Genomic DNA, 25,716 nt, shown 5'->3' with positions numbered 1-25,716 from the left:
AATTCCCGGGAGCCGCCTCCCTCGCTTAAACGAGAATAACCGCTGGATGCGGCGAAACTTCCCTTCCGGGCCGACACGGATACGGCGCGCGGTGGGACCGGCGTGCGCCGCATTGGCAGCGCACGCCCTATCAAGTGCTTACTCGGCCGCGTCGGGCAGCTGAGCTGCCTGCGCCTCGTCAAGCTTGGTGTTCTCGAGCTCGACGCTGAGGCCCAGTGAGCGCATTTCCTTGACAAGAACGTTGAAGCTTTCCGGAATACCGGCTTCGAACGTGTCGTCTCCTCGGACGATGGCTTCGTAGACCTTGGTGCGGCCGGCGACGTCGTCCGACTTCACCGTCAGCATTTCCTGCAGCGTGTAGGCCGCGCCGTATGCTTCGAGCGCCCAGACTTCCATTTCGCCGAAGCGCTGGCCGCCGAACTGCGCCTTGCCGCCCAGCGGCTGCTGGGTCACGAGCGAGTAAGGACCGATCGAACGAGCATGGATCTTGTCGTCGACCAGATGGTTGAGCTTCAGCATGTAGATGTAGCCCACGGTCACTTGGCGGTCGAACTGCTCACCGGTACGGCCGTCATAGAGCGTCGACTGACCGCTATCCTTGAGCCCTGCCAGACGCAGCATGTCGTTGACGTCGGCTTCGTTCGCGCCGTCGAAAACAGGCGTCGCAATCGAAACGCCGCGTTTCCACTGGTCGGCGAGACGCAGAACCGAGTCATCGTCGAACTCGTGGACCTGTTCGGCCTTGGGGCCGTCTCCGACGACATCGCCGATGGTCTTGCGCAGCGGCTCAATGTTGCCATTGGCCTTGTATGCGTCGATCAATTCACCGATCTGGCGACCCATGCCGGCGCAAGCCCAACCCAGATGGGTTTCCAGGATCTGGCCGACATTCATGCGCGAAGGCACGCCGAGCGGGTTCAGAACGACGTCGACATGCGTGCCGTCTTCGAGGAACGGCATGTCTTCCACTGGCACAATGCGCGAGACCACGCCCTTGTTCCCGTGACGGCCGGCCATCTTGTCGCCCGGCTGGATCTTGCGCTTTACCGCGACGAAGACCTTGACCATCTTCATGACGCCAGGGGGCATTTCATCGCCGCGCTGGACCTTTTCGACCTTGTCCATGAAGCGCTGTTCAAGGCGCGACTTGGATTCGTCGTACTGACCACGCAGCGCTTCGAGCTCGCTCTGGACCTTTTCGTCTTCGACCGCGAACATCCACCACTGCGAGCGGGGATATTCGGAGACGACGGCGTTCGAAAGCTCGGCTCCCTTCTTGAAGCCCTTCGGGCCGGCAATAGAGGCCTGGCCGCGCAGCATCTCGATCAGACGGCCGTAGACGTTACGGTCGAGGATCGCCTGCTCGTCGTCACGGTCCTTTGCCAGACGCTCGATTTCTTCGCGCTCGATCGCCATTGCGCGCTCGTCCTTTTCAACGCCGTGGCGGTTGAAGACGCGAACTTCGACGATGGTGCCGTAGGTGCCGGGCGGCATGCGCATGGAGGTGTCGCGCACGTCGGAGGCCTTTTCGCCGAAGATGGCGCGCAGAAGCTTTTCTTCCGGCGTCATCGGGCTTTCGCCCTTCGGGGTGATCTTGCCGACGAGGATATCGCCCGGCTGAACTTCGGCGCCGATATAGACGATGCCGGCTTCGTCGAGGTTCTTCAGCGCTTCTTCCGAAACATTCGGAATATCGCGGGTGATTTCCTCAGGACCAAGCTTGGTGTCGCGCGCCATCACTTCGAATTCCTCGATGTGGATGGAGGTGAACACGTCGTCGGCAACGATACGCTCGGAGAGCAGGATCGAGTCTTCGTAGTTGTAGCCGTTCCAGGGCATGAACGCGACCAGCGCGTTGCGGCCGAGCGCCAGGTCGCCGAGATCCGTCGACGGGCCGTCGGCGAGGATGTCGCCGCGGTTGACCTCGTCACCGACAGTGACCAGCGGGCGCTGGTTGACGCAGGTGTTCTGGTTCGAACGCTGGAACTTCTGCAGGCGGTAGATATCGACGCCGGACTTTCCGGCTTCGAGGTCTTCCGTGGCGCGGATAACGATACGCGTCGCGTCGACCTGGTCGACCACGCCGCCGCGGCGGGCGCCAATGGCGGCGCCAGAGTCACGGGCAACGACCGGCTCCATGCCGGTCCCGACGAACGGAGCTTCGGCACGCAGCAACGGCACTGCCTGACGCTGCATGTTCGAGCCCATGAGCGCGCGGTTGGCGTCGTCGTTTTCCAGGAACGGGATGAGCGCGGCTGCGACCGAAACGACCTGCTTCGGCGAGACGTCCATCAGGTTCATGCTGTCGCGCGGGGCGAGCATGACTTCGCCGGCGTGACGGCAGACGACGAATTCGTCGACGAAGGAACCGTCAGCGTTCATCTCGGCATTGGCCTGGGCGACGTAGTACTTCGCCTCTTCCATGGCGGAGAGGTAGAGCACGTCGCTCGTCACCTTGCCGTCGACGATGCGGCGGTACGGGCTTTCGATGAAGCCGTACTTGTTGACGCGTGCAAAGGTCGCAAGCGAGTTGATCAGACCGATGTTCGGGCCTTCCGGCGTTTCGATCGGGCAGATGCGGCCATAGTGAGTCGGATGCACGTCGCGGACTTCGAAGCCGGCGCGCTCACGGGTCAGACCGCCCGGGCCAAGAGCCGAAAGACGGCGCTTGTGGGTGATTTCCGAGAGCGGGTTGACCTGGTCCATGAACTGCGAGAGCTGCGAGGAACCGAAGAATTCGCGCACGGCAGCAGCTGCCGGCTTGGCATTGATCAGATCCTGCGGCATCACCGTGTCGATCTCGATCGAGGACATGCGTTCCTTGATCGCGCGCTCCATGCGCAGCAGGCCGAGACGGTACTGGTTTTCCATCAGCTCGCCGACCGAACGGACGCGGCGGTTGCCGAGGTTGTCGATGTCGTCGATCTCGCCCTTGCCGTCGCGCAGTTCGACCAGCATCCTGACCACGGCCAGAATGTCGTCCTTGCGCAGGATGCGGACGGTGTCTTCGACGGTCAGGTCGAGGCGCATGTTCATCTTGACGCGGCCGACGGCGGAAAGGTCGTAACGCTCCGCATCGAAGAACAGCGAGTTGAACATGGCTTCGGCCGATTCCATGGTCGGCGGCTCACCCGGACGCATGACGCGGTAGATGTCGAATAGAGCGTCCTGACGGTTCTCGTTCTTGTCGGCTGTCAGCGTGTTGCGGATATAGGCGCCGACATTGATGTGGTCGATGCCGAGAACCGGGATCTCGTCGAAGCCGTTCGCCAGGATGATGCCAAGCGTCTTCTCGTCGATTTCGTCGCCGGCCTCGAGGTAGATCTCACCCGTCGAGTAGTTGACGATGTCGCCGGCAAGGTAGTTGCCATAAAGATCGTCGTCAGCGGCCTTAAGGGCCTTCAAACCCTTGTCGGACAGCGTGCGCAGCAGGCGCGGGGTCAGCTTCTTGCCGGCTTCCACGACGACTTCGCCGGTATCGGCGTCGACCATCTCGGTGATCGCCTTGGCACCCTTCAGCGTTTCCGGCTTGAACGGAATGCGCCAGCCTTCGCCGTCGCGCTTGTAGAGCGACTTCGTGTAGAAGGTGTCGAGAATTTCCTCGCCGTCCATGCCGAGCGCCATCAGCAGCGACGTCACGGGGATCTTGCGACGGCGGTCGATACGGGCGTAGACGATGTCCTTGGCGTCGAATTCGATATCGAGCCAGGAACCGCGATAGGGGATGACGCGCGCAGCAAAGAGCAGCTTGCCGGAAGAGTGGCTCTTGCCCTTGTCGTGGTCGAAGAAGACGCCTGGCGAACGATGCATCTGGGAGACGATGACGCGCTCGGTGCCGTTGACGATGAACGTGCCGTTGTTGGTCATGAGCGGCATGTCGCCCATGTAAACGGACTGTTCCTTGATGTCCTTGATTGACTTCGCGCCGGTATCCTCGTCGATATCGAACACGATGAGGCGCAGCGTCACCTTCAGTGGCGCTGCATAGGTCAGGTCGCGCTGACGGCATTCGTCAACGTCGAACTTCGGCGGTTCGAACTCGTAGGACACGAATTCCAGCATGGATGCGCCGGAGAAATCGGTGATCGGGAAAACCGATTTGAAAACGGCCTGAAGACCCTCGTCGGGTCGGCCGCCCTTCGGCTCTTCAACCATCAGAAACTGGTCGTAGGACGCCTTCTGAACCTCGATGAGGTTCGGCATTTCTGCGACTTCGGGGATCTTACCAAAAAACTTGCGTACGCGCCTGCGACCGTTGAACGAAAGGGTCTGAGCCATCGTCGCTCCTTCAAAATCTTGCACCCGGGCCTGCAACGGACGGGAACCGATGGCCAGTCGATCCCGTCAATCAATGAGTAGTTCAATCTCGTCCGACCCCAGAAAACGCTCAGCTCGGATTGCTGTGCTGCCCTCGGTGCGAGACCATCCTTTTGAAGAACCCATTACCCAAAAGCCGTTTCGACGCGGCTTTTGGGTAATTCGTTCAGAAAAACGGCAAATGGGAGGCAGTAGAGATACTGCCTCCCAAAAGCAGTTCAAGATTACTTGACGTCGGCCTTGGCGCCAGCGTCTTCAAGCTTCTTCTTGATGTCAGCGGCTTCAGCCTTGTTGACGCCTTCCTTGACAGCCTTCGGAGCGGCTTCAACGAGATCCTTGGCTTCCTTGAGGCCGAGACCAGTGATGGCGCGGACTTCCTTGATGACGTTGATCTTGTTGGCACCAGCTTCGACGAGGATGACGTCGAATTCGGTCTTTTCTTCTTCAACGACAGCAGCAGCAGCACCGCCGGCAGCGGCAGCAACAGCTACCGGAGCAGCAGCGGAAACGCCCCACTTTTCTTCGAGAAGCTTCGACAGTTCTGCAGCTTCCAGAACGGTCAGCGAGGAGAGGTCGTCAACGATCTTTGCGAGATCAGCCATTTTACTAGTTCCTTTTGTTCGGTTCGAACCGGTTGATTATAAACAGCGAAAAACCGCCTTACGCGGCTTCGTCCTTCTTGGCGTAGGCCGCAAACACGCGTGCAAGCTGGCTTGCCGGTGCTGCAACAACCCCAGCGATGCGGGTAGCCGGTGTCTGGATCATGCCCAGCAGCTTCGCACGCAGCTCATCGAGCGAAGGCAGGGTCGCAAGCGACTTGACTGCATCGGCGTTGAGCGTGGTTGTTCCCATGGCGCCGCCCAGAACAATGATCTTGTCATTGGTCTTGGCGAAATCCATGACGACCTTCGGAGCGGTAATCGGATCGGTGCTGTATGCAATCAGCGTCTGACCCTTGAAGAGATTGGACATCCCTTCCGCTTCCGTACCCTGAAGGGCAATCTTGGCCAGGCGGTTCTTCGCGACTTTGACGGTGCCGCCAGCTGCGCGCATCTTCGAACGAAAATCGTTCATCTGCGCGACTGTGGCACCAGCATAGTGGGCCACGACAACTGAGCCCGAAGCCTTGAAGACTTCGTTCAGTTCCGTGACGAATTCGCGTTTTTCCGCTCTTTCCACTGCCTATCTCCAGTTGGCAGGACCGAAAATGGGCCCGCCGGTTGCCTTTTGCCTCCTGGGATCATGCGAGATCCCAAGCGACGCTTGAGGATCCTGTCCCCCCGCGCTCTCGCGCCAATCAAGGCTAAAGAGGCACAAGGCATCCAAGGCTCGAACCGAGTTCCTAGAAGCGAACTTCTTGCAATTCGGGTCTTACCCGTCTCATGCAGGCACAGTGATTAAGGGAAAACCACCTGCAATCTCGGACAGGATTCCGGATTTCTCCGGAATATTCCGGCCCCTTGCGAGGCCGGAAATTCAGTCGCCGGACTTAAAGCCCGGCCATAAACTTACGCAGCCGGAGCACCGGTGACCGAGCCGGGCTCGATCTTGACGCCCGGGCCCATGGTCGAGGAAATCGCCACGCGCTTGACGTAGTTGCCCTTGGCGCCAGCCGGCTTCGCCTTGATGACGGCGTCAGCAAAGGCGCGGATGTTTTCTTCCAGAGCCTTGGCGTCGAACGAGGCCTTGCCGATACCGGCATGAACGATGCCAGCCTTCTCGACGCGGAACTCGACAGCGCCGCCCTTGGAAGCCTTGACGGCTCCGGCGACATCCATGGTGACGGTGCCGACCTTCGGGTTCGGCATCATGCCGCGCGGGCCGAGAACCTTACCGAGACGGCCGACGAGCGGCATCATGTCGGGGGTGGCGATGCAGCGATCGAATTCGATCTTGCCGCCCTGGACGATTTCGACGAGGTCTTCGGCGCCGACGATATCGGCACCAGCGGCCTTGGCTTCGTCAGCCTTGGCGCCACGAGCGAAGACGGCGACGCGAACCGTGCGGCCCGTGCCGTTCGGCAGGTTGACGACGCCACGAACCATCTGGTCCGCATGACGCGGGTCGACGCCGAGGTTCATCGAGACTTCGATGGTTTCGTCGAATTTGGCGACAGCCCGTTCCTTGACCATGCCGATGGCCAGGGTCAGAGCGTAGAGCTTGGTGGGATCAACACCTTCGTTGATCTTCTGCGTGCGCTTACCAGCCATGATCTTAACCCACCACTTCCAGGCCCATGGCGCGGGCAGAGCCCTCGATCATCGCCATTGCACCTTCGATATCCGCTGCGTTCAGATCCTTCATCTTGGCTTCTGCGATCGACTTGATCTGAGCCTTGGTGAGGGAGCCGGCCTTGGCGCCCTTGCCGGGCGTCTTGGAACCGGACGTGATCTTCGCTTCCTTCTTCAGCCAGTAGCTGACCGGCGGCTGCTTCATCGCGAAGGTGAAGGACTTGTCCTGGTAATAGGTGATGACGACCGGAATCGGCATGCCCTTTTCCATTTCCTGCGTGGCGGCATTGAACGCCTTGCAGAATTCCATGATGTTAATGCCACGCTGACCAAGCGCCGGACCAATCGGCGGGGACGGGTTTGCCGATCCTGCCTTGACCTGAAGCTTGAGCTGGCCTGCAACTTTCTTAGCCATATCTCTCTGCCTTTCATGAACGGCCGGTCGCCCGGCCCGTGATGCCGGATCTCTCCGGCGGCTGCGGTTGCGTGGTGCGGATCCTTAGGGTCCGGCTAAGACCCCTCACCTTCCACGCGGGTGCGGACAAGGTCCGCAGGAAACAGGCCGCAAGGGCCAGCTTCCAGTTTCTGCAATCAGACCTTCTCGACCTGAGCGTATTCCAGCTCGACCGGCGTTGCGCGGCCAAAGATCGACACTTCCACCTTCAGGCGCGAACGCTCTTCGTCCACATCCTGAACTGTGCCGTTGAACGACGCGAACGGACCGTCGGAAACGCGGACCTGCTCGCCGATCTCGAAGGTAATGGAGGCCTTCGGCCGCTCGACACCTTCCTGGACCTGACCGAGAATGCGCTCGGCTTCATAATCCGGAATCGGAACGGGCTTATTGTCGGAGCCGAGGAAACCTGTGACCTTCGGCGTATTCTTGATCAAGTGGTAGGCTTCGTCGGTCAGATTGGCACGAACCATGACGTAGCCCGGGAAAAACTTGCGCTCGGAATCGACCTTGCGGCCGCGACGCACTTCCACCACCTTTTCAGTCGGCACGAGGATCTTCTCGAACAGGTGCTCAAGCCCCTTCTGGCGAGCCTTGTTCTCGATGTCTTCAGCCACCTTCTTTTCAAAATTTGAATATGCGTGGACGATGTACCAACGTGCCGCCATTTTCATCTCCACCCGTATCAGTTGCCGGTATTCAGCACGAAGCTCAGAGCCCAGCCGATCAGCTGGTCAGCGGCAAAGAAAAACAGCGCGGCGAAAACCACCATCACCAGCACCATGACCGTCGAGATCATGGTCTCGCGGCGCGACGGCCATGTAACTTTCGACGTCTCGGAGCGAACCTGCTGCAGAAACGCAAACGGATTGGATTTGGATGCCATCGACTGCCCACGCAATTACGGCGCGTAAAGCTGAAACTATCAGCCCCACGCACCGCGTGTCTGTTGAACCCTAAATAAACACCGATTTCCGAATACACAAGGGGGAAACCGAAGTTTAACGAAATTACTTACCACCAATCAATCCCCGACCGGAAATGCCGCGAGCATGTCCGCGCTGTCCCGCATCCAGGAAAATGGCAGGGGCAGTAGGGCTCGAACCTACGACCTGCGGTTTTGGAGACCGCCGCTCTACCAACTGAGCTATACCCCTTCATACCGATCATTCAGCGCCAGGGCCAAGGCCCGCAAATCGCTGCTGAAAAGCATGGCGCTCCCTTTAAGACGACGACACGGGATTGGCAAGCACGATTTTCGATTTTCAAAACCAATCTCCTGATATGCGAACGATCGGCCTTTCAATCGCGGAACCAAGGTCCGTTCAGACCTTCACATATTTCCGCCAATCGTGCTCTTCCTTAAAACCCAGCACCCCGCGGATCTTGCGGTTGGAGAGCAGTCCCTCATATTCGCCGATCTCGCGGGTGAAAGGCACGTTCGGAAAGAATCGCTTGGCAAGCTCTTTCGATGGCGTATTCGCCGAGACCGTGTCGTTGGCGGCGTTGAAGACCTGGTAGCCGAGGCCGTCCTTCTCGATGCAGAGATGGCAGATCTGCCCGAGGTCGCGGGCGTCGATATAGCTCCAGGCGATTCGCTTGCGCATCTCGGGATTGGCGAAAAAGGTCGGGAACTTCTCGTATTCGTCAGGCTCGATGACATTGCCGATGCGCAGCGCATAGATGTCGAAGCCCGAACGTTCGGCAAAGGCGCGCGCCGTCTTTTCGTTGACCACCTTGGAAAGGCCGTAGGAATCCATCGGATTAACGTCGTAATCCTCCTCCAGCGGGAACTGGTGGAAATCGCGATGGCCTTCGGCGAAGCAGACGCCGTAGGTCGTCTCGCTCGATGCGACGATGATCTTCCGGATGCCGAGCTTCACCGCCGCCTCGATGACATTATAGGTGCCCATCGTGTTGATGCGGAAGGTTTCGTTGTCGGGCTTGATCAGGATGCGCGGGATGGCGGCGAAATGCACGACGGCGTCGAAGGGCTGAACGCCCCTGCCCGCATCGAGATCGGGAAAATCGCGATGCATCGAGAGCGCGTTGAACACCTGACCGCTATCGGTGATGTCGGCGATGAGATTGGTGACGCCGGGGCTATCCAGCGGCACGAGATCGAGGTTGTGAACCTCGTAGCCGGCATTGACGAGCCATGGCACAGCATGGCGACCTGCCTTGCCCGAACCGCCGGTGAACAGAATACGTCTCTTCATGGAATATCCTCCGCGTCATGAAATCGGAGGCATAGATAGACGCTTCCGCGCGAAGAGCAAGCGAGCGTCCCGCAAGGGTTCACCCCCGCGTCGCCAGGAGCATCCTATCCGGGAGCACCTGGCCGATTACTTCCGATCACCGCAGAACCCTGCGATGCTCGGCAAAGGTCGTCACTTGACGACACTTACCTCGCCAATCTGCACGACGGCAGACTGAACAACTTCTTGCGGAATTGCAGCGATGAAAAACATCGTGAAAACATACATCGCGAATATCGTAGCAGCGAATGTGGCCTTTGGAATCATCCGGGCTCTCCTCTTTGCAAGAAGGAGTCTGGACTACAATGGTCCAATCACAAACCGGTTTCTGAACGTGAGATGAACAAAATACTGTGACAGGGCAATTTAACGATATTTTTACAACACCTGTTAAACCTACCCGAAGCCATGAAAATGAAAAACCCCGCTGTTTCCAGCGGGGTCTTCATAATTGCGGATAACTCGAAAGTTACTCGACGATCGACGCGACGATACCGGCGCCGACGGTGCGGCCGCCTTCGCGGATCGCGAAGCGCAGCTTTTCTTCCATCGCGATCGGAACGATCAGCTCGACCGATACCGTGACGTTGTCGCCCGGCATCACCATCTCCGTACCTTCCGGCAGCGTCACAATGCCCGTCACGTCGGTCGTGCGGAAGTAGAACTGCGGACGGTAGTTGGTGAAGAACGGCGTATGACGGCCACCCTCTTCCTTCGTCAGGATGTAGGCTTCAGCCATGAACTTCTTGTGCGGCTTGACCGAACCCGGCTTGCACAGGATCTGGCCACGCTCGACGCCATCACGGGTAACGCCGCGGATCAGCGCGCCGATGTTGTCGCCAGCCTGGCCCTGATCGAGCAGCTTGCGGAACATTTCAACGCCGGTCACCGTCGTCTTCGTCGTCGGGCGGATGCCGACGATCTCGACTTCTTCGCCAACCTTGACGATGCCACGCTCGACGCGGCCGGTCACAACCGTGCCGCGGCCAGAGATCGAGAACACGTCTTCGATCGGCAGCAAGAACGGCAGGTTGATCGGACGCTCAGGCGTCGGGATGTAGGCGTCGACAGCGGCCATCAGTTCGCGGATCGAATCTTCGCCGATCTTCTTGTCCGAATCTTCGAGAGCAGCAAGCGCCGAACCCTTGACGATCGGGATATCGTCGCCCGGGAAGTCGTAGGACGACAGCAGTTCGCGCACTTCGAGCTCGACCAGTTCGAGAAGCTCGGCGTCGTCAACCTGGTCAACCTTGTTCAGGAACACCACGATTGCCGGAACGCCAACCTGGCGGGCGAGCAGGATGTGTTCGCGCGTCTGCGGCATCGGGCCGTCAGCGGCCGAGCACACCAGGATCGCGCCGTCCATCTGCGCAGCACCGGTGATCATGTTCTTGACGTAGTCGGCGTGGCCGGGGCAGTCGACGTGGGCGTAGTGGCGGGCCGGCGTCTCGTATTCAACGTGGGCCGTCGAAATCGTGATGCCACGCGCCTTTTCTTCCGGAGCCGCGTCGATCTGATCGTACGCCTTGTACTCACCGAAGTACTTCGTGATCGCTGCCGTCAGAGACGTCTTGCCGTGGTCAACGTGGCCAATCGTGCCAATGTTGACGTGCGGCTTGTTGCGCTCAAACTTACTCTTTCCCATTTGAATGCTTCCTGTGAACGAAATGGTGGCCCCGGCGAACCGGTTTAGTGCCGCCGTTTAAGGCTTTCGGCGACATTGCGCAAGACTTAATTGCAGACGCCAAACTTGGCCTGACAGCGCATATGGGAGACAATTCGCCGCCTGCAAGGCGATTCGCCAAAGCCCCCTCGAAAATCGCTGAAATCTTAGAGAAAATCGCATTGACCGCCGGAGACGCACCATAGACGTTCGGCGTCGAGCGCCCTTCCCTGCCAGCCGATAACCGCAATCATCAGCTTCTCAGGCGGCGCCGGAGACATCTAGGGACGACCGCTGCAGCGGTCATATGAAGTAGCGTAACGGAAACTGGAGCGGGTAGCGGGAATCGAACCCGCGTATTCAGCTTGGAAGGCTGCTGCTCTACCATTGAGCTATACCCGCGGGGTGGTCCGATCCGATGACGAATGGTGGAGAGAGTTGGATTTGAACCAACGTAGGCTGAGCCAACGGATTTACAGTCCGTCCCCTTTAACCACTCGGGCATCTCTCCAGTTTCGTCCGGATCGCAAGACCAAGTTCGTCAGACTTCGAAGCGTTGCCGCCCGTCGTCTGCGCCGCGTATATGACCGGAGCATTTCAGTCTGTCAACACGATGACAACGGAAAAAACACGAAAAATTTCATTCGCCACCGAAAGCCGGCATATGAAAGAAAGCCTATGCGGCAGCGAGCGCCATGGCTATAAAGCTGCATGAGCAAAGACAACAAATCCGGCGGCAAGACCGCGACAGACCCATCCGCCAAGGATACGCATTACGCCACTCTGCGGCGCGCCCACCGTGACGCCAAGCGCGAACGCGGCGAGATTCCGACACCTCAGCCGCAGAAGCGCAAGCGCGGCGGCGAGGACTGGAAGCCGCCAACGCTGGCGCCCGACCAAGTGCATCTCTATGGTCTGCATACGGTGCGTGCAGCGCTCGACAATCCCGAGCGCAAGAAGATCAAGCTGTTCGTGACGCAGAATGCACTGGCGCGCCTCGAAGTCGACGTCGAGGCGCTCGGCATTCCCTTCGAGATCGTCTCGCCGCAGGAGATCGACAAGGTGCTCGGCCCGGAGGCGATCCATCAGGGCGTGATGCTGGAAACACGGCCGCTTCCGGTGCGCCGGCTCGAAGCGCTGAAGGAAAGCCCTCTCCTGCTCGTCCTCGATCAGGTGACCGATCCGCACAATGTCGGCGCGATCATGCGCTCGGCCGTCGCCTTCAATGCGGGAGCGGTCATCACCACCCAGAGACATAGCCCGACCGAATCGGGCGTGCTCGCCAAGTCCGCCTCCGGCGCGCTGGAACTGATACCTTATATACAGGTCACCAATCTCGCCGATGCGCTCGGTGAATTGCACAAGCTCGGTTTCTCCACCATCGGCCTCGATTCGGAAGGGCCGGCGCCACTCGAAGGCACCTTCTCGGGCGAGAAAGTGGCGCTCGTGCTCGGCTCCGAGGGCAAGGGACTTCGGCAGAAGACGCGGGAAACCGTCAACGCACTTGCCCGTCTCGACATGCCGGGCTCGATCAAATCGCTCAACGTCTCGAATGCAGCGGCAATCGCGCTTTATGCGGCGCGGATCCACCTAAAGGCATAGGCTGGCCCGCAGGCAGTCATTCAAAGTGCTACAACGTCCTTTGCGCGTCTGAAAAGGCGCGTGACGCTGTCGTCGCGGCAATAGGGGAATTGTCATGATCCGTTTTATTCCCACGCTCGCGGCTCTGGAAGGCGGCAGGCCGCTTTCGCTCGTCCGCCGCTGCCGCAGTCCGGCTCCGATGCCAGAAAAATCCACTTTTGCCTTGGAATGACACCCCGGAGCACTATGATCGGCCAATGATTGGTCACAGCGACCCACTCAGAAGCAAGAAGGAACGATCCCTATCATGGCCATTCGACCGCTGATTTTCGGTATCCTCTTCATCGCGGTCTTCGTCGTGATTATCCTCAGCATCATCTGGGTGGACACGTCGCACCCCGTCCACCAGCCCGATCCCCTGTCACCGATAGTGCCCGGCCCCGCGACGCCGGGACCGGTGCAATAATTCTGGCAGGAACGCGGACGGAGATCAGGATCGAGGCGGCGTCAACGAGCCCGTCACTCATTAAAGTAACGGCCCGGATGATCCGGGCCGTTATCGTCAGCTGCGGTAGAGCCAGAACGGCATGCCGCGATCGCGATCGCGCCACTCGCGGCGCTCCTGCCAACGCTCGGCACGCCACCGCCGCCAATGACGGCGATCATCGCGCCAGTCGGACCGGCGCCAATCGCGCTCATGGCGCCAACCACGATCGTCACGGTCGCGATCACGTCGCCAGCCATCACGAATTTGAACGATTTCGCCCTCAGTCGACACCGCCGGCCGCTCGGCCGGCATGGCGGCCGCCGGTGCAACGGACGCGAAAGCCGCACCGACGGAAATGGTTGCGGCAAGAAAGAGATGTGCGAGCTTCATGGCTGTTTCCTCATTGATGATGAGGCGAAGATAGGCGGGCGCGGCTGAATTGGCGCTGAAGCAGCCCTTCACGCGCGGTTCATCAAACGATATGAACCTTCTGAAAAGTCTGCCGGTGCGATTGAGCCAAACAGCATCGAACCCAGACTATGGGGTAGCAGACGGTATTGTGGGGAAAAGATGGTGGCCGGATCATTCTCGAACCAGTCCGCCTTCGTTCCTGACGGAACTACGACGCGACAGCCTCCGCTTAGCTGCTCTCTTCGACTCGCCGAGCCGAAGCTCACAGAGCGTAGGCTGGTGCCCCCGCCAGGGTTCGAACCCGGGACCCCCTGATTACAAATCAGGTGCTCTACCAACTGAGCTACAAGGGCGTTAGTTGCCCCAACTAGCAGATTCTATAATTCTGTAAAGGGAAAATCCGTGTCTGCGCGGACAACTCGGCTGCAGCTCAAAACGCTTCGCGATAGAAAACGTCCTTGTCGCGCAAGGCCTTTATCCTTTAGCTAGGGCAGCATCATAAAGGGCATTGCATGGGCCGTTCATTTCAGACGCTTTCCTTTCTCGCCTCACCAACGACGGAGGCGCTTGCCGCGCGCGAGGAGTTGATTGGCATCTATGGCGACGTACCGGCTGACGAAGCCGACGTCATCGTCGCGCTCGGCGGCGACGGTTTCATGCTGCAGACGCTGCACAACACCATGAATTCCGGCAAGCTGGTTTACGGCATGAATCGCGGCTCGGTCGGCTTCCTGATGAACGATTATCGGACCGACCGGCTTCAAGAGCGAATCTGCGTCGCCGTCGAAAACGTCTTTCGGCCATTGCAGATGACGACGGCCAACGCCGACGGCACCAACTCGACGGCGCTCGCCATCAACGAAGTCTATCTTTTTCGCCAGTCCTATCAGGCCGCTAACCTGAGGGTCATGGTGGACGGGCGCGTCCGGCTGGAGGAACTGATCTGCGACGGGCTGATGGTGGCGACACCTGCCGGATCGACGGCTTATAATCTTTCCGCCCATGGCCCGATCCTGCCGCTCGAGGCGCCGCTGCTCGCAATGACGCCGGTCAGCGCTTTCAGGCCGCGGCGCTGGAGGGGCGCTCTGCTGCCGAACAAGGTGACGGTCGATATCGACATTCTCGAGCCTGAGAAGCGGCCGGTCAACGCAGTGGCCGACAATACCGAGGTCAAGTCGGTGCTGCATATCCGCATCGCCCAGTCGGAGCATGTGACGGCGCGCATTCTTTCTGATCCCGACCGCTCCTGGTCCGACCGTATTCTCGCCGAGCAGTTCAAGGATTGAGACGATGGCAATGCGACGGATATTGATGACCAGCCTCCTGCTTGCGGGATGGAGCGTCACAGCGGAGGCCGCGCCGGCGCAGGATGCCCTCCTGCCGGCAGCGGTGATTTTCGCGACCAGCACCGGTTATTGGGAGGACGACGGCAACGCACCTAATGTCGAGCGGGCGCCGACGGGCGCCGAGAGCGTTGCTAACCCCGAAGAAGAAGGGACGCAGCGCCACGGCTACTACAAGCTCTTTGCCGTGCGCCAGCCGGACAGGACCTCGAAGGTCTATCTGCAGCAGATTGCCCAGACCGAGACCGGCCCGGCGATCGCCTCGACCATCGAGCTGCAGGAGTTCAGCGACCTGAAGCCTTACGTGACCGATATCCGCCCCGAAAATTCGAACGGCATCATCAAGCAGCCGGGGCTCTTCGCCACAGTCTATCTGAAGACCGACCCTGCCGCGGAGCCAGATGGCTGGACCGTGCTGATCGACGAATTCGGCGACATCACCGTCGAGAAGGCGACGAATTGAACGGCTGGGAATTGTTCAGAGGGGCATCCAAGCGATGAAACTGGGCTTTCGCGACGGCGTCCTCTGCGACGAGAACAGGTCGAGCTGGGACGCCGCCGGCCCCAGACCCATCAGTTGGTCCCTCTGGTACCCCGCCGCCGACGACGCGCAAAGCGACGTCCCGGAAAGAAGCTGGTTCCAGAAGGCGGCCGTCGCCCGCGATGCACCCATCCGGCCGGAGGCCAGGCCCTATCCCCTCGTCCTGTTGTCGCATGGCACCGGCGGCTCCGCGGCCGGACTGGAGTGGCTGGCGCGACGCCTGGTCGATCGCGGATTTGCAGCGCTCGGCGTCAGCCATCACGGCAATACCGGCATCGAGCCCTACCGCGCTGAAGGCTTTGCCTGCCTTTGGGAGCGGGCGCCGGATCTAAGCTACATGCTCGACCATTGCGATGCGTGGCTCAGCGATCTCTCAGGCCATATCGATACGAACAACGTCTTCGCAGCCGGATTTTCGGCCGGAGCCTATAGTGTGATGCTGCTGCTTGGCGCTGTCGCCCAGTTCTCGCAGTTCGAACCGTCCAGGATGAAGCCGGGTGGCGCGCGCGGACCGAGGGAATTTCCCGACCTTGCCGATCATATCCCGGCATTGCTGCGCACCAGCGATGTGTTTCGCGATTCGTGGTCCCGGATGTCGGAGTCTTACCGAGACGACAGAATCAAGGCCGCACTCATCTGCGCGCCGGGCCGGTCCGTTCTCGGCTTCAGCGAGGAAAGCCTGAAAGCCGTCGATGCGCCTGCCTTTATCCTGGTCGGTGATGCCGACCGGGCGTCACCGGCCGAAGAATGTTCGTCGTGGCTGCATGCGCGACTGCGGCGCGGCGCTCTTAGAATCTTCGGCGGCGGCCTTGGGCACTATGTCTTCGTGCCAGAGGGCACAGCGCTCGGCCTCGCCTTTGCGGCGGAACTCTTTACCGATCCCCCGGGCATTGAGCGCGCAGCCATTCATGACGAGATTGCCGATCTGTCGGCAGCACTGTTTCAAGACAGCGGCATTACAGCGCCGCGCGTCTTTTCAGAGGCGCAAAGGACGCTGTAACATTTTGAATTGCTGCATAATGGTTTGAGCAAAAGGAAAGCCCCGTCGGGGCTTTCCAACTCATCCATCGTCAATCCGATCAGTCGACATCCTCGACAACCGCGTCGGCGGCGCCGCTGATGCGGTGAGCGAGTGCTGCTTCCATGAACTCGTTCAGGTCGCCGTCGAGAACGTCATCCGGCGCGCTGCTGGCGACGCCGGTGCGCAGGTCCTTGACCATCTGATAGGGCTGCAACACATAGGAGCGAATCTGGTGGCCCCAGCCGATCTCCGTCTTGGAAGCGGCTTCGGCGCTGGCGGCGTCCTCGCGCTTCTTCAGTTCGGCTTCATACATGCGGGCACGCAGCATGTCCCAGGCCTTGGCGCGGTTCTTGTGCTGCGAGCGCTCCTGCTGGCACTGCACGACGATGCCGGTGGGGATATGCGTGATGCGCACGGCCGAGTCGGTGGTGTTGACGTGCTGGCCGCCAGCACCCGACGAACGATAGGTATCGATGCGGCAGTCGCTTTCGTTGATCTCGATCTGGATCGAGTCGTCGACAACCGGATAGACCCAGATCGACGAGAAGGAGGTGTGGCGACGCGCATTGCTGTCGTAGGGCGAGATGCGCACCAGTCGGTGCACGCCCGATTCCGTCTTCAGCCAGCCATAGGCATTGTGGCCCTTGACGAGCAGGGTCGCGGACTTGATGCCCGCCTCTTCGCCGTCATGGACTTCGAGAAGCTCGACCTTGAAGCGCTGGCGTTCGGCCCAGCGGGTGTACATGCGCAAAAGCATGTTCGCCCAGTCCTGGCTTTCGGTGCCGCCGGCGCCGGAATGGACTTCGAGATAGGTGTCGTTGCCATCGGCTTCGCCAGAGAGCATGGCTTCCACCTGACGGCGCCCGGCCTCGGCCTTCAAGGCCTTCAGCGTGTCTTCGGCTTCCTTGACGACGCTCTGGTCGCCCTCTTCCTCGCCAAGCTCGATCAGCTCGATATTGTCGTTCAGCTGCTGCTCGAGCTGCTTGACGCCGTTGATGCCGTCATCGAGTTGCTGGCGTTCGCGCATCAGCTTCTGCGCTTCGGAAGCGTCGTTCCAGAGGTTCGGATCCTCTGCCTTGTTGTTCAACCAGTCCAGCCGTCTTATCGCCTGGTCCCAGTCAAAGATGCCTCCTCAGCAGGGTGATAGCCTGCTTGGTTTCATCGACCACGTTTTCGATTTCCGCTCGCATTTTCCTGCTTCTCTGTCTCGGTCTTCTTCAGGTGCTGGTGAGATAGCGCATTTCCGTTTTTCTCCGAGCCACGGAGATGCTCTATCTTTTTGGTTTCGCGCAATTCCCTGGGAAAGTCGCTTTGCGCTTTTCTCGGCAAAACCGCTATGCACTTTTGCTGGAATTGCTCTAGAGACGCCCACCGCGGATGTAAAGGGCCGCGGCGGGCATACAAAATTCAGGTCTCGGTCAGAACAGGCCGGGCGTGCCGGTCTGGACAGCCTGGTTTGCCTGCGGCGACGTTTTCAGGATTTCCTCCGGCGCCATGGTGCTGTCCATTCCGATGACGGAGAAGCTGTCGGCCGGGCCGGTTCCGGGCTTGAAGGCCTCGATGATGGTGTTCGGATCGCCGTCGACGGCGGCCATGCCGGTCTTGCGGTCGATCGGGATCAGGTTCATGCCTGATGGAATGACGAATTTCGATTCCGGCGTGTCCTTGACAGCCACCTGCATAAATTCGTTGAAGATCGGGGCGGAGAGACCGCCGCCGGTGCCGCCGCGGCCGAGCGGGCCCGGCGTATCGAAGCCCATATAGAGGCCTGCGACCAAATCCGGCGTGAAGCCGACGAACCAGGCATCCTTCTCGTCGTTGGTGGTGCCGGTCTTTCCGGCGACGTCGCGACCGCCGAGATCGATCTTGCCGGCAGCGGTGCCGCGCTGGATGACGCCCTGCATCATCGACGTGATCTGGTAGGCGGTCATCGGATCGAGAACGGTTTCGCGATTGTCGACGACATTCGGCTCTTCCTGGTTCTGCCAGTCGCCGGCATTACAGCCCTCGCACAGACGCTCCTCATGCTTGAAGATCGTCTTGCCGTAGCGGTCCTGGATGCGGTCGATCAATGTCGGCTTGATCTGCTTGCCGCCATTGGCGATGACCGAATAGGCCGAGACCATGCGCAGCACTGTCGTGTCGCCGGCGCCGAGCGACATGGAAAGAACCGGCAGCATGTGATCGTAGATGCCGAAGCGCTCGGCATATTCGGCGACGATGTTCATGCCGAGATCGTTGGCGAGGCGCACCGTCATCAGATTGCGCGAATGCTCGATGCCCGAACGCAGCGTCGACGGGCCGCCGGATTCGCCGCCGTAGTTCTCCGGCCTCCAGACTTGGCCGCCCGAGACGATTTCGATCGGCGCGTCCATGATGACCGAAGCCGGCGTATAACCATTGTCCATCGCCGCCGCGTAGACGAAAGGCTTGAACGAGGAACCCGGCTGGCGCATCGCCTGGGTGGCGCGGTTGAATTCGGACTGGGCATAGGAGAAGCCGCCGACCATGGCGAGCACGCGGCCGGTCTTCGGATCCATGGCGACCAGGCCACCCTGCACCTTCGGCGGCTGCTGCAGGCGATAGGAGGTAGACGCGTCGTCACCGAGCTTTGCGACATAGACAACGTCACCGGGGGACACGGCGCCGACCGGTGATTTTGTGGTCTTGCGGGCGCCGTCGGCCGAACGGAATGCCCACTGCATGTTCTTGGCGTCGATCGTGCCGCGCTGGCGATCGGCTGCAACCTTGCCGCTTCCATCCTTGGCCGGCTGCAGGCCGATGTCGACGGTCGAGTCGGATACGGCGAGCACGACGGCGAGCCGCCATTCCGGCACGTCGGACAGTGTGGGAATATCGGCAAGCGCCTTGCCCCAATCACCGCTCGCATCGATCTGCTTGATCGGGCCGTGGAAACCGCGGCGCTCATCATAGGTGACCAGACCGTCCTGCAGCGCCTTGCGGGCAGCGAGCTGCATCTGCGGATCGAGCGACGTGCGCACCGAAAGGCCGCCCTCATAGAGGACCTTTTCGCCGTACTGGTCGATCAGCTGACGGCGCACGGCTTCGGCGAAATAATCCGAAGCAAAGAGCGAAGGGCCGGTGGTGCGGGCGGTGACGCCGAGCGGCTGCTTCTTGGCTTCCTGGCCGTCGCTCTGGCTGACATAACCGTTCTCGACCATCCGGTCGATCACCCAGTTGCGACGCTCGAGTGCAGCTTCCGGATGGCGGAACGGATGATAATTGGCAGGACCCTTCGGCAGCGATGCCAGATAGGCGGCTTCGGCGACGGTCAGTTCGGTGACGGATTTGTTGAAATAGGTGAGTGCTGCGCCGGCGATGCCATAGGAATTCAGACCGAAGAAGATCTCGTTCAGGTAGAGTTCGAGGATCTTGTCCTTGCTGTAGGCCTGCTCGATACGGAAGGAGAGGATCGCTTCCTTGATCTTGCGGTCGATCGTCTGGTCCGAGCTTAAAAGGAAGTTCTTGGCCACCTGCTGGGTGATTGTGGAGGCGCCGACCGGGCGGCGGCCGGAACCGAAATTCTGCAGGTTGACGAGGATTGCGCGGCCGAGACCGGTCAGATCGACGCCCGGATGATTGTAGAAGTTCTTGTCTTCTGCCGACAGGAAAGCCGCCTTCACACGGTCGGGAACCGCCTGGATCGGCAGGAAGAGACGCTTTTCCTTGGCATACTCGGCCATCAAAGCGCCGTTGCCGGCATGGACGCGGGTCGTCACCGGCGGCGCGTAGCTGTTCAGAACGGCATAGTCCGGAAGATCCTTCGCGACATTGGCGAGATAAATGGCAATACCCGCCGCCGCGACCAGAAACAAGACGCAGGCCATTCCGAAGAAATATCCAAAAAGTCTAACCATATTTCAGCTACCGGTCTTTTCGATCTTCAATCGGCGCAGACGCAACGATTGCAAAGATCAAGGCAATTTGCACGTTGCGCGGCTTACTCCATGAGCGCTACCGCCACAAGCCGATTCCGCGCCTCAGGCTGCGAAACATAAGCCGGAGTAACGGCGCGAATGTGAGCAAAATAGGGCTGTCTGCGCCGCATTCACCGCTGCGGCGGCGTTTCATTAGAACTGTCACATCCAAGCAACGCCCGCTCCCGCCGCCAATCTGAGGTGTCTTGCTCAGAATTTGATTCATGCGGCGCACTTAAATCTTTGTTTTTATGTATGTTTGTTTTCAGGTGGGCCGCCGTGCCCAACCGCTACAGATTTTTAGGCGGCGGCCGTCAGCCGCCATTCGCCATGACGGCGGCGCGGTATCGCTTCACTGCGTCGGTCAAGAGACCGGCGATCTTGCCGCGCCAGGCCTCGTCGAGCAGCAGTTTCTCGTCCTCGGCATTCGAGAGGAACCCGATTTCGAGAAGGATCGACGGCACGTCAGGGGCCTGCAGCACGCGGAAGCCGGCATGACGGTGCGGATTGTTGATGGTGCCGACCTGATCCTTGAAAGAATTCAGCACACTCTCGGCCAGCGAGATGGAGAAAGCCTGGGTCTCGCGCCGCGTCAGATCGAGCAGGATGTCAGCGACCTCGGGCGGCTCGGCGACCGTCTCCTTGCCGGCGATCTGGTCGGAGAGGTTTTCGCGTTCGGCCAAGTCGGCGGCGAGCTTGTCGGATGCCTTGTCGGAGATCGTGTAGACAGTCGCGCCGCGGATATCCTTCTGTTTCAGCGTATCGGCATGCAGCGAAATGAAGAGGCCGGCATGGTTCTGGCGGGCGATCAGTACACGCTGCGAAAGCGACAGGAACTCGTCGTCCTCGCGCGTCAGGAAAGCCTTGATGCCCGGTTCCCTGTTCAGCCGTTCCGTGAAGGCCTTGGCGAAGGCGAGCGTCACCTGTTTTTCCTCGGTCTTGGTGTCGACGCCGATCGCGCCGGTGTCGATGCCGCCATGGCCGGCGTCGACGGCGATGACGAAATCGCCGGGAGCAGCCTTTTGCGGTGCCGGAATGGCGCTTGTCGTCTGAGCCGCCTCAGTCCGATCGCTCCAGGATTGCGTCTTCACCAGTTCGGCAAAGGCCTTCTTGTCGATCATCTCCGCATCGAGCACGAGGCGATGGCCGTTGCCCGTCTCATCGGCCTGCACCTTGGCAAGCGCCAGCTTCACCGGCCCTGCCGTCGTCAGCACGATGCGGGCGCTCTCTTCGTCCATCGTGCCGTAGCGGATATCCTTGAACAGGCCGCGGGCGGCAAGATCCTTCGCCGGAAACCCGAAGGCGGTCGCCGGCAAGTCAACGACGATGCGTTCCGGATTGGCGATATAGTGGACGGAGAAACGCGGCTCGCGATCGAAATCGATGACGATGCGGGTCCTTGCGTCGTCGCCGACGATGCGCGCGCCATAGGCAAGCAGCGGATCCCCGGCCTCGACAGAGCTGGCAGCGGCCGGCAGCAGACTAGCGACCAGAAGCGCCGCCAGAACCCGCCTTGCGAATGTCGATCGCGGCGCTGCGGATTTCGCCGCGATCCGAGCCCTCTTAAACAATAAACCGCCACACCCTATCTGTATTGCGATGGACCCGACGCGGCTGCGGCCAACGTCCTGTGACGAAACACCCGCTGCAGCCTGCCGAATCGCGATCACTTTTATCCCAGCTTGTATGCGTTGCGAAATCCATCAATATTATGGCACATTTGGCTTTCCCCTTGCTATTGTGACACAGAAAACATACAACGAATTTCAGGGTAAAGTGTTGACGGGATAGAGTCGCCGCAAAGGCTGCCAGCCAGATCAGGACCTGGCGCCACACCGGTCATCGTCCGCCGTCTCATGCGCTTCATCCCTAGAACTCGATCCTGATTTTCCGGCTTATTGTCGGAATTCATTGGTGGATCAGCCACCACGCTCTCAGGGAGCAAACTCATCGGACCCGAACGGGTCTTCGTATTTGTCGATCACGCTTGGTTGTTGATGGTTTCGCAGCAGGTTTTATCTGAAGTGTACAGGCCCCGGACCGAAATGGTTCCGGCTGCGGTCTGGCTGCTGCCCTCCCCCTCGCATCAGGCGCGACTTTCATTATCCGGCGCGGCCACAGTGGACCGCATTCTTTCTGTCTCAACAGCAGTCGGGAATGCGCTCTCGCGGCCACGCCGAGGAGCACAGCTTTCATGGCAGACAAAATGCTTATCGATGCGTCTCACGAGGAAGAGACGCGCGTCGTTGTCGTTCGCGGGAACCGCATAGAAGAATTTGACTTCGAGTCCCAGCACAAGAAGCAGATCCGCGGCAACATCTATCTTGCAAAGGTAACGAGGGTCGAACCCTCGCTGCAGGCCGCCTTCGTCGATTATGGCGGCAACCGGCACGGCTTCCTGGCCTTCGCCGAAATCCATCCCGACTATTATCAGATACCGCTTGCCGACCGTCAGGCACTGCTTCGGGCCGAGGCCGAGGAGCATCGCCGCGACGAAGATGTCGAGCATGTCGAAACCGCACCGATGGTCGATCTTTCCAAACAGGATCAACCGGATGTCGGCATCGTTCCGGCAGAGGCGCCGGAAACGGCTGCCGTAACGGAAGAGACCGCAGCGGTAGAGGCCGCGGCATCACCCGAGGCCACCGAGGAAGCGCCGGCCAAGAAGGCAAGGCCGCGCCGCAGCCGCAAGAAGGTCGTAGAACCGGTTGTCGAAACGACCGCGACCGAGGATGCTGTTCCCACAGACGTCGAAGCCGAAGGCGCTTCCAGCGTCGACAATGAGGATGACGGTTCGACCGGCGGCGCGATGGCTGCGATGGTGGAAACCGACTCGATTTCCGAGGACGTCGATACCAGCAAGCGTCGCCACGATGACGACGACGACGATGACGATCACGGCGAAGAGGAAGTCATCGAATCCGTCGGCGCCGAAGACGCGATGGAAGAAGTGCCGGACCGCGTGCAGCGCAAGCCGCGCAAGCAGTACCGCATTCAGGAAGTCATCAAGCGCCGCCAGATCCTGCTCGTGCAGGTCGCCAAGGAAGAGCGCGGCAACAAGGGTGCAGCCCTTACCACCTATCTCTCGCTCGCCGGCCGCTATTCGGTGCTGATGCCGAACACGGCGCGCGGCGGCGGCATTTCCCGCAAGATCACCAACCCTGCCGACCGCAAGCGCCTGAAGGAAATTGCGCGCCTGCTCGAGGTGCCGCAGGGCATGGGCGTCATCCTTCGCACCGCCGGTGCCAACCGCACCAAGGTCGAGGTCAAGCGCGACTTTGAATATCTGATGCGCCTCTGGGAGAATGTGCGCACGCTGACGCTGGCGTCCACCGCTCCCTGCCTCGTCTATGAGGAAGGCTCGCTGATCAAGCGTTCGATCCGCGACCTCTACAACAAGGATATCAGTGAAGTCATCGTTTCCGGCGAAGAAGGCTATCGTGAAGCGAAAGACTTCATGAAGATGCTGATGCCGAGCCATGCCAAGGTGGTTCAGCCCTACCGCGACATCCATCCGATCTTTTCGCGTTCCGGCATCGAGGCTCAGCTCGACCGCATGCTGCAGCCGCAGGTGACGCTGAAGTCCGGCGGCTACTTGATCATGAACCAGACCGAAGCGCTGGTCTCGATCGACGTCAACTCCGGCCGCTCGACCCGCGAACATTCGATCGAGGACACCGCGCTACAGACGAACCTTGAGGCTGCAGACGAAGTCGCCCGCCAGCTTCGCCTTCGCGACCTTGCCGGCCTGATCGTCATCGACTTCATCGACATGGAAGAGAAGCGCAACAACCGCGCTGTCGAGAAGAAGCTGAAGGAATGCCTGAAGAACGACCGCGCCCGCATCCAGGTCGGCCGGATCTCGCATTTCGGCCTGCTCGAAATGTCGCGCCAGCGCATCCGCGCTTCGGTTCTCGAATCGACCACGCAGGTCTGCTCGCATTGCGGCGGCAGCGGCCATGTGCGTTCGCAGTCCTCCGTCGCCCTGCATGTCCTGCGCGGCATCGAGGAATATCTGCTGAAGAACACCACGCACAACATCACCGTGCGCACAACGCCTGACATCGCTCTCTACCTGCTCAACCACAAGCGCCAGACGATCGTCGATTATGAGAGCCGCTTCGGCGTCGCGATCATCATCGATGCTGACGGCTCGGTCGGCGCGCAACATTTCGCGATCGATCGCGGCGAGCCGGTGGAAAACCCGGTCAAGATCGAAACCCTCTTTAACTTCGCAGCCATTCCCGAGGATGATGACGACGATATCGTCATCGAAGTGGATGAGGAGGAAGACGAGGAACTCGAGGAAAAGCCGGCCGTTGCCGAGCGGCCCGTCGCGGCCCGCGCGGAAGGCGAAGCTGACGGCAACCGCAAGCGCAAGCGCCGCAGGCGCCGCCGCGGCCGCAACGGCAATGCCGAACAGCCGGTATCAGCAGGCGAAGCTGGCGACGAGGATGAGGAAGGCGACGACGAGGGCGGCGAAGGTGATGAAAACACCGAGGCCACGCCCGAGACACGCGCTGAAAGCGAGGAATCGCAGCGCCGCAAGCGCCGCCGTCGCGGCAAGCGTGGCGGCCGCCGCAATCGCGCCGAGGATGGCTCCGAACTGACAGCTGGCGAAGCCGGTGAAGACAATGGCGACGACGAGGACGAAGGCGACGACGTTTCGAACGACGGCGCTCCGAGCGAAGCCGTAGCGGTCGAGGCGATTGCCGAACAGGCCGACGAAGGCCAGGCCGCGATGGCAGCCGTCGAGAGCGCGCCTGTCATAACCGAAGAGGTAAAGCCCGCCCGCGCCCGCGGCCGTCGTAAACCGGCCGCAGCGCCGGTCGAGGAACCGGTTGCAGAGACGGCCCCTGTGGCCGAGGCCGAACCGGAATTGGTGGAAGCCTCCGCCGATCTCGAAACATCAGTTCAGGAAGAAGCAAAGCCGGTTCGCGCCAACCGCGAATCCAACATCTCCTCCTCCGAGCCAACGGTGAAATCCACCCGCGTCGAGAATGGCGAAGGCGATGACGGCAAGCCGAAGAAAGCCGGCTGGTGGCAGCGCCGTGGCTTCTTTTGAACGCTGATTTTCGGACGTAAACATTGATATCCGGCCGCGGCGACGCGGCCGGATTTTCGTTTATGGTGACGGCATCGTCGCCGAGCTTGAACCGCCGTGGCGTGGATGTATATCTTCTACGATGATCCCATATGGGGCGCGATCATGCGGACGAATATCGATATCGATGATGCCTTGCTCGACGCGGCAATGACCGCCGCGGGATTGGCGACGAAAAAGGCCACTGTCGAGCAGGCTTTGCGAACCCTTGTCGAGAAGCACCGGCGGAAAAATGCGATCGCAGATCTCGCGGGGATCGGCTGGGAAGGCGACCTCGACGAGATACGTCATGACCGGTCGGACGATACAAGGTGATCGTCGTCGACAGTTCGATCCGATGGCCGAGCGTCTCGGCCTTGAGATCGCC

At 60.3% G+C, this 25,716-nt stretch carries 21 protein-coding genes and 4 tRNA genes; 7 read left to right on the top strand and 18 right to left on the bottom strand.

Annotated elements, in window-relative coordinates; genetic code table 11:
• Nucleotides 1-138: 138 nt before the first annotated feature.
• From rpoB to HFO71_RS13735, 13 genes are all read right to left on the bottom strand, one after another.
• Entirely contained in the window at nucleotides 139-4,278 is a 4,140-nt protein-coding gene (gene rpoB / locus HFO71_RS13790) for a DNA-directed RNA polymerase subunit beta (RefSeq protein WP_012757017.1), read from the bottom strand.
• A gap of 263 nt (nucleotides 4,279-4,541) precedes the next feature.
• On the bottom strand, nucleotides 4,542-4,919 hold the full coding sequence (rplL, locus tag HFO71_RS13785; protein ID WP_003547523.1) for a 50S ribosomal protein L7/L12: 378 nt from the start codon (nucleotides 4,917-4,919) through the stop codon (nucleotides 4,542-4,544).
• 58 nt (nucleotides 4,920-4,977) lie between these two features.
• A complete protein-coding gene (rplJ, locus tag HFO71_RS13780) occupies nucleotides 4,978-5,496 on the bottom strand; it encodes a 50S ribosomal protein L10 (protein ID WP_003547522.1) in 519 nt (172 codons plus the stop codon).
• 329 nt (nucleotides 5,497-5,825) lie between these two features.
• A complete protein-coding gene (gene rplA / locus HFO71_RS13775; RefSeq protein WP_003547520.1) occupies nucleotides 5,826-6,527 on the bottom strand; it encodes a 50S ribosomal protein L1 in 702 nt (233 codons plus the stop codon).
• Between the two features lie 4 nt (nucleotides 6,528-6,531).
• Nucleotides 6,532-6,963 (bottom strand): 50S ribosomal protein L11, encoded by a 432-nt coding sequence (gene rplK / locus HFO71_RS13770; protein ID WP_003547518.1) that lies wholly within the window; start codon nucleotides 6,961-6,963, stop codon nucleotides 6,532-6,534.
• Between the two features lie 176 nt (nucleotides 6,964-7,139).
• On the bottom strand, nucleotides 7,140-7,670 hold the full coding sequence (nusG, locus tag HFO71_RS13765; protein ID WP_003547516.1) for a transcription termination/antitermination protein NusG: 531 nt from the start codon (nucleotides 7,668-7,670) through the stop codon (nucleotides 7,140-7,142).
• A gap of 17 nt (nucleotides 7,671-7,687) precedes the next feature.
• On the bottom strand, nucleotides 7,688-7,888 hold the full coding sequence (gene secE / locus HFO71_RS13760; protein WP_003547514.1) for a preprotein translocase subunit SecE: 201 nt from the start codon (nucleotides 7,886-7,888) through the stop codon (nucleotides 7,688-7,690).
• Nucleotides 7,889-8,083: 195 nt separating this feature from the next.
• Nucleotides 8,084-8,159, bottom strand: a tRNA-Trp gene (locus HFO71_RS13755).
• A gap of 168 nt (nucleotides 8,160-8,327) precedes the next feature.
• Entirely contained in the window at nucleotides 8,328-9,221 is an 894-nt protein-coding gene (locus HFO71_RS13750) for an NAD-dependent epimerase/dehydratase family protein (protein WP_077981291.1), read from the bottom strand.
• Between the two features lie 171 nt (nucleotides 9,222-9,392).
• Entirely contained in the window at nucleotides 9,393-9,527 is a 135-nt protein-coding gene (locus tag HFO71_RS36195) for a hypothetical protein (RefSeq protein WP_003547509.1), read from the bottom strand.
• Between the two features lie 202 nt (nucleotides 9,528-9,729).
• Nucleotides 9,730-10,905: an elongation factor Tu gene (gene tuf, locus HFO71_RS13745; protein WP_012757012.1), complete on the bottom strand. Its 1,176-nt coding sequence runs from the start codon at nucleotides 10,903-10,905 to the stop codon at nucleotides 9,730-9,732.
• A gap of 346 nt (nucleotides 10,906-11,251) precedes the next feature.
• Nucleotides 11,252-11,325, bottom strand: a tRNA-Gly gene (locus HFO71_RS13740).
• Between the two features lie 24 nt (nucleotides 11,326-11,349).
• Nucleotides 11,350-11,434: transfer RNA gene (locus HFO71_RS13735), tRNA-Tyr, on the bottom strand.
• A gap of 200 nt (nucleotides 11,435-11,634) precedes the next feature.
• Between HFO71_RS13735 and rlmB the strand changes: the two genes are divergently transcribed.
• Both rlmB and HFO71_RS13725 read left to right on the top strand, forming a co-directional pair.
• Nucleotides 11,635-12,525: a 23S rRNA (guanosine(2251)-2'-O)-methyltransferase RlmB gene (rlmB, locus tag HFO71_RS13730; protein WP_017960032.1), complete on the top strand. Its 891-nt coding sequence runs from the start codon at nucleotides 11,635-11,637 to the stop codon at nucleotides 12,523-12,525.
• A gap of 286 nt (nucleotides 12,526-12,811) precedes the next feature.
• Nucleotides 12,812-12,970 carry a hypothetical protein gene (locus HFO71_RS13725; RefSeq protein WP_017960031.1) on the top strand — a complete coding sequence of 53 codons (159 nt, stop codon included), beginning with the start codon at nucleotides 12,812-12,814 and terminating at the stop codon, nucleotides 12,968-12,970.
• 96 nt (nucleotides 12,971-13,066) lie between these two features.
• Here the strand turns inward: HFO71_RS13725 and HFO71_RS13720 are convergent, their stop codons facing one another.
• Both HFO71_RS13720 and HFO71_RS13715 read right to left on the bottom strand, forming a co-directional pair.
• Entirely contained in the window at nucleotides 13,067-13,453 is a 387-nt protein-coding gene (locus HFO71_RS13720; RefSeq protein WP_170269531.1) for a hypothetical protein, read from the bottom strand.
• Nucleotides 13,454-13,679: 226 nt separating this feature from the next.
• Nucleotides 13,680-13,755 (bottom strand) — tRNA-Thr (locus HFO71_RS13715).
• Between the two features lie 159 nt (nucleotides 13,756-13,914).
• On the opposite strand from HFO71_RS13715, the gene HFO71_RS13710 reads away from it, so the two are divergent.
• From HFO71_RS13710 to HFO71_RS13700, 3 genes are read left to right on the top strand one after another with little or no spacing between them, the layout of a single operon-like run.
• Nucleotides 13,915-14,688 carry an NAD kinase gene (locus tag HFO71_RS13710; protein ID WP_025394132.1) on the top strand — a complete coding sequence of 258 codons (774 nt, stop codon included), beginning with the start codon at nucleotides 13,915-13,917 and terminating at the stop codon, nucleotides 14,686-14,688.
• Nucleotides 14,689-14,692: 4 nt separating this feature from the next.
• Nucleotides 14,693-15,208 carry a hypothetical protein gene (locus HFO71_RS13705; protein ID WP_077976257.1) on the top strand — a complete coding sequence of 172 codons (516 nt, stop codon included), beginning with the start codon at nucleotides 14,693-14,695 and terminating at the stop codon, nucleotides 15,206-15,208.
• Nucleotides 15,209-15,242: 34 nt separating this feature from the next.
• Entirely contained in the window at nucleotides 15,243-16,286 is a 1,044-nt protein-coding gene (locus tag HFO71_RS13700) for an alpha/beta hydrolase family protein (protein ID WP_077976256.1), read from the top strand.
• A gap of 79 nt (nucleotides 16,287-16,365) precedes the next feature.
• On the opposite strand, the gene prfB is transcribed toward HFO71_RS13700, so the two are convergent.
• From prfB to HFO71_RS13685, 3 genes are all read right to left on the bottom strand, one after another.
• Nucleotides 16,366-17,497 (bottom strand): peptide chain release factor 2 gene (prfB, locus tag HFO71_RS13695; RefSeq protein ID WP_128404385.1). Its coding sequence is split into 2 segments (ribosomal slippage): nucleotides 16,366-17,427 and nucleotides 17,429-17,497, totalling 1,131 coding nucleotides; the frame shifts between segments, so codons are not numbered across the junction.
• A 228-nt stretch (nucleotides 17,498-17,725) separates the two neighbouring features.
• Nucleotides 17,726-20,185, bottom strand: a complete 2,460-nt coding sequence (locus HFO71_RS13690) for a penicillin-binding protein 1A (RefSeq protein WP_131640321.1) — start codon at nucleotides 20,183-20,185, stop codon at nucleotides 17,726-17,728.
• 374 nt (nucleotides 20,186-20,559) lie between these two features.
• Nucleotides 20,560-21,816, bottom strand: coding sequence for an N-acetylmuramoyl-L-alanine amidase (locus tag HFO71_RS13685; protein ID WP_168258259.1), 1,257 nt, complete (start codon nucleotides 21,814-21,816; stop codon nucleotides 20,560-20,562).
• 623 nt (nucleotides 21,817-22,439) lie between these two features.
• On the opposite strand from HFO71_RS13685, the gene HFO71_RS13680 reads away from it, so the two are divergent.
• The gene (locus HFO71_RS13680) at nucleotides 22,440-25,310 is read left to right on the top strand and encodes an Rne/Rng family ribonuclease (RefSeq protein ID WP_131640323.1); all 2,871 of its coding nucleotides are present in this window, start codon (nucleotides 22,440-22,442) and stop codon (nucleotides 25,308-25,310) included.
• Between the two features lie 144 nt (nucleotides 25,311-25,454).
• On the top strand, nucleotides 25,455-25,664 hold the full coding sequence (locus HFO71_RS13675) for a type II toxin-antitoxin system VapB family antitoxin (protein WP_077976298.1): 210 nt from the start codon (nucleotides 25,455-25,457) through the stop codon (nucleotides 25,662-25,664).
• Nucleotides 25,665-25,716: the final 52 nt, after the last annotated feature.

The organism is Rhizobium laguerreae, from assembly GCF_019778565.1.
GTDB lineage: Bacteria > Pseudomonadota > Alphaproteobacteria > Rhizobiales > Rhizobiaceae > Rhizobium > Rhizobium laguerreae.
This window is presented reverse-complemented; position numbering and strand designations above follow the sequence as displayed.

Coding starts and splice junctions, on each gene's coding strand:
- rpoB (WP_012757017.1), bottom strand. CDS start 4,278: ATGGCTCAGACCCTTTCGTTCAACGGTCGCAGGCGCGTACGCAAGTTT.
- rplL (WP_003547523.1), bottom strand. CDS start 4,919: ATGGCTGATCTCGCAAAGATCGTTGACGACCTCTCCTCGCTGACCGTT.
- rplA (WP_003547520.1), bottom strand. CDS start 6,527: ATGGCTGGTAAGCGCACGCAGAAGATCAACGAAGGTGTTGATCCCACC.
- rplK (WP_003547518.1), bottom strand. CDS start 6,963: ATGGCTAAGAAAGTTGCAGGCCAGCTCAAGCTTCAGGTCAAGGCAGGA.
- nusG (WP_003547516.1), bottom strand. CDS start 7,670: ATGGCGGCACGTTGGTACATCGTCCACGCATATTCAAATTTTGAAAAG.
- secE (WP_003547514.1), bottom strand. CDS start 7,888: ATGGCATCCAAATCCAATCCGTTTGCGTTTCTGCAGCAGGTTCGCTCC.
- HFO71_RS13750 (WP_077981291.1), bottom strand. CDS start 9,221: ATGAAGAGACGTATTCTGTTCACCGGCGGTTCGGGCAAGGCAGGTCGC.
- HFO71_RS36195 (WP_003547509.1), bottom strand. CDS start 9,527: ATGATTCCAAAGGCCACATTCGCTGCTACGATATTCGCGATGTATGTT.
- tuf (WP_012757012.1), bottom strand. CDS start 10,905: ATGGGAAAGAGTAAGTTTGAGCGCAACAAGCCGCACGTCAACATTGGC.
- rlmB (WP_017960032.1), top strand. CDS start 11,635: ATGAGCAAAGACAACAAATCCGGCGGCAAGACCGCGACAGACCCATCC.
- HFO71_RS13725 (WP_017960031.1), top strand. CDS start 12,812: ATGGCCATTCGACCGCTGATTTTCGGTATCCTCTTCATCGCGGTCTTC.
- HFO71_RS13710 (WP_025394132.1), top strand. CDS start 13,915: ATGGGCCGTTCATTTCAGACGCTTTCCTTTCTCGCCTCACCAACGACG.
- HFO71_RS13705 (WP_077976257.1), top strand. CDS start 14,693: ATGGCAATGCGACGGATATTGATGACCAGCCTCCTGCTTGCGGGATGG.
- HFO71_RS13700 (WP_077976256.1), top strand. CDS start 15,243: ATGAAACTGGGCTTTCGCGACGGCGTCCTCTGCGACGAGAACAGGTCG.
- HFO71_RS13690 (WP_131640321.1), bottom strand. CDS start 20,185: ATGGTTAGACTTTTTGGATATTTCTTCGGAATGGCCTGCGTCTTGTTT.
- HFO71_RS13680 (WP_131640323.1), top strand. CDS start 22,440: ATGGCAGACAAAATGCTTATCGATGCGTCTCACGAGGAAGAGACGCGC.
- HFO71_RS13675 (WP_077976298.1), top strand. CDS start 25,455: ATGCGGACGAATATCGATATCGATGATGCCTTGCTCGACGCGGCAATG.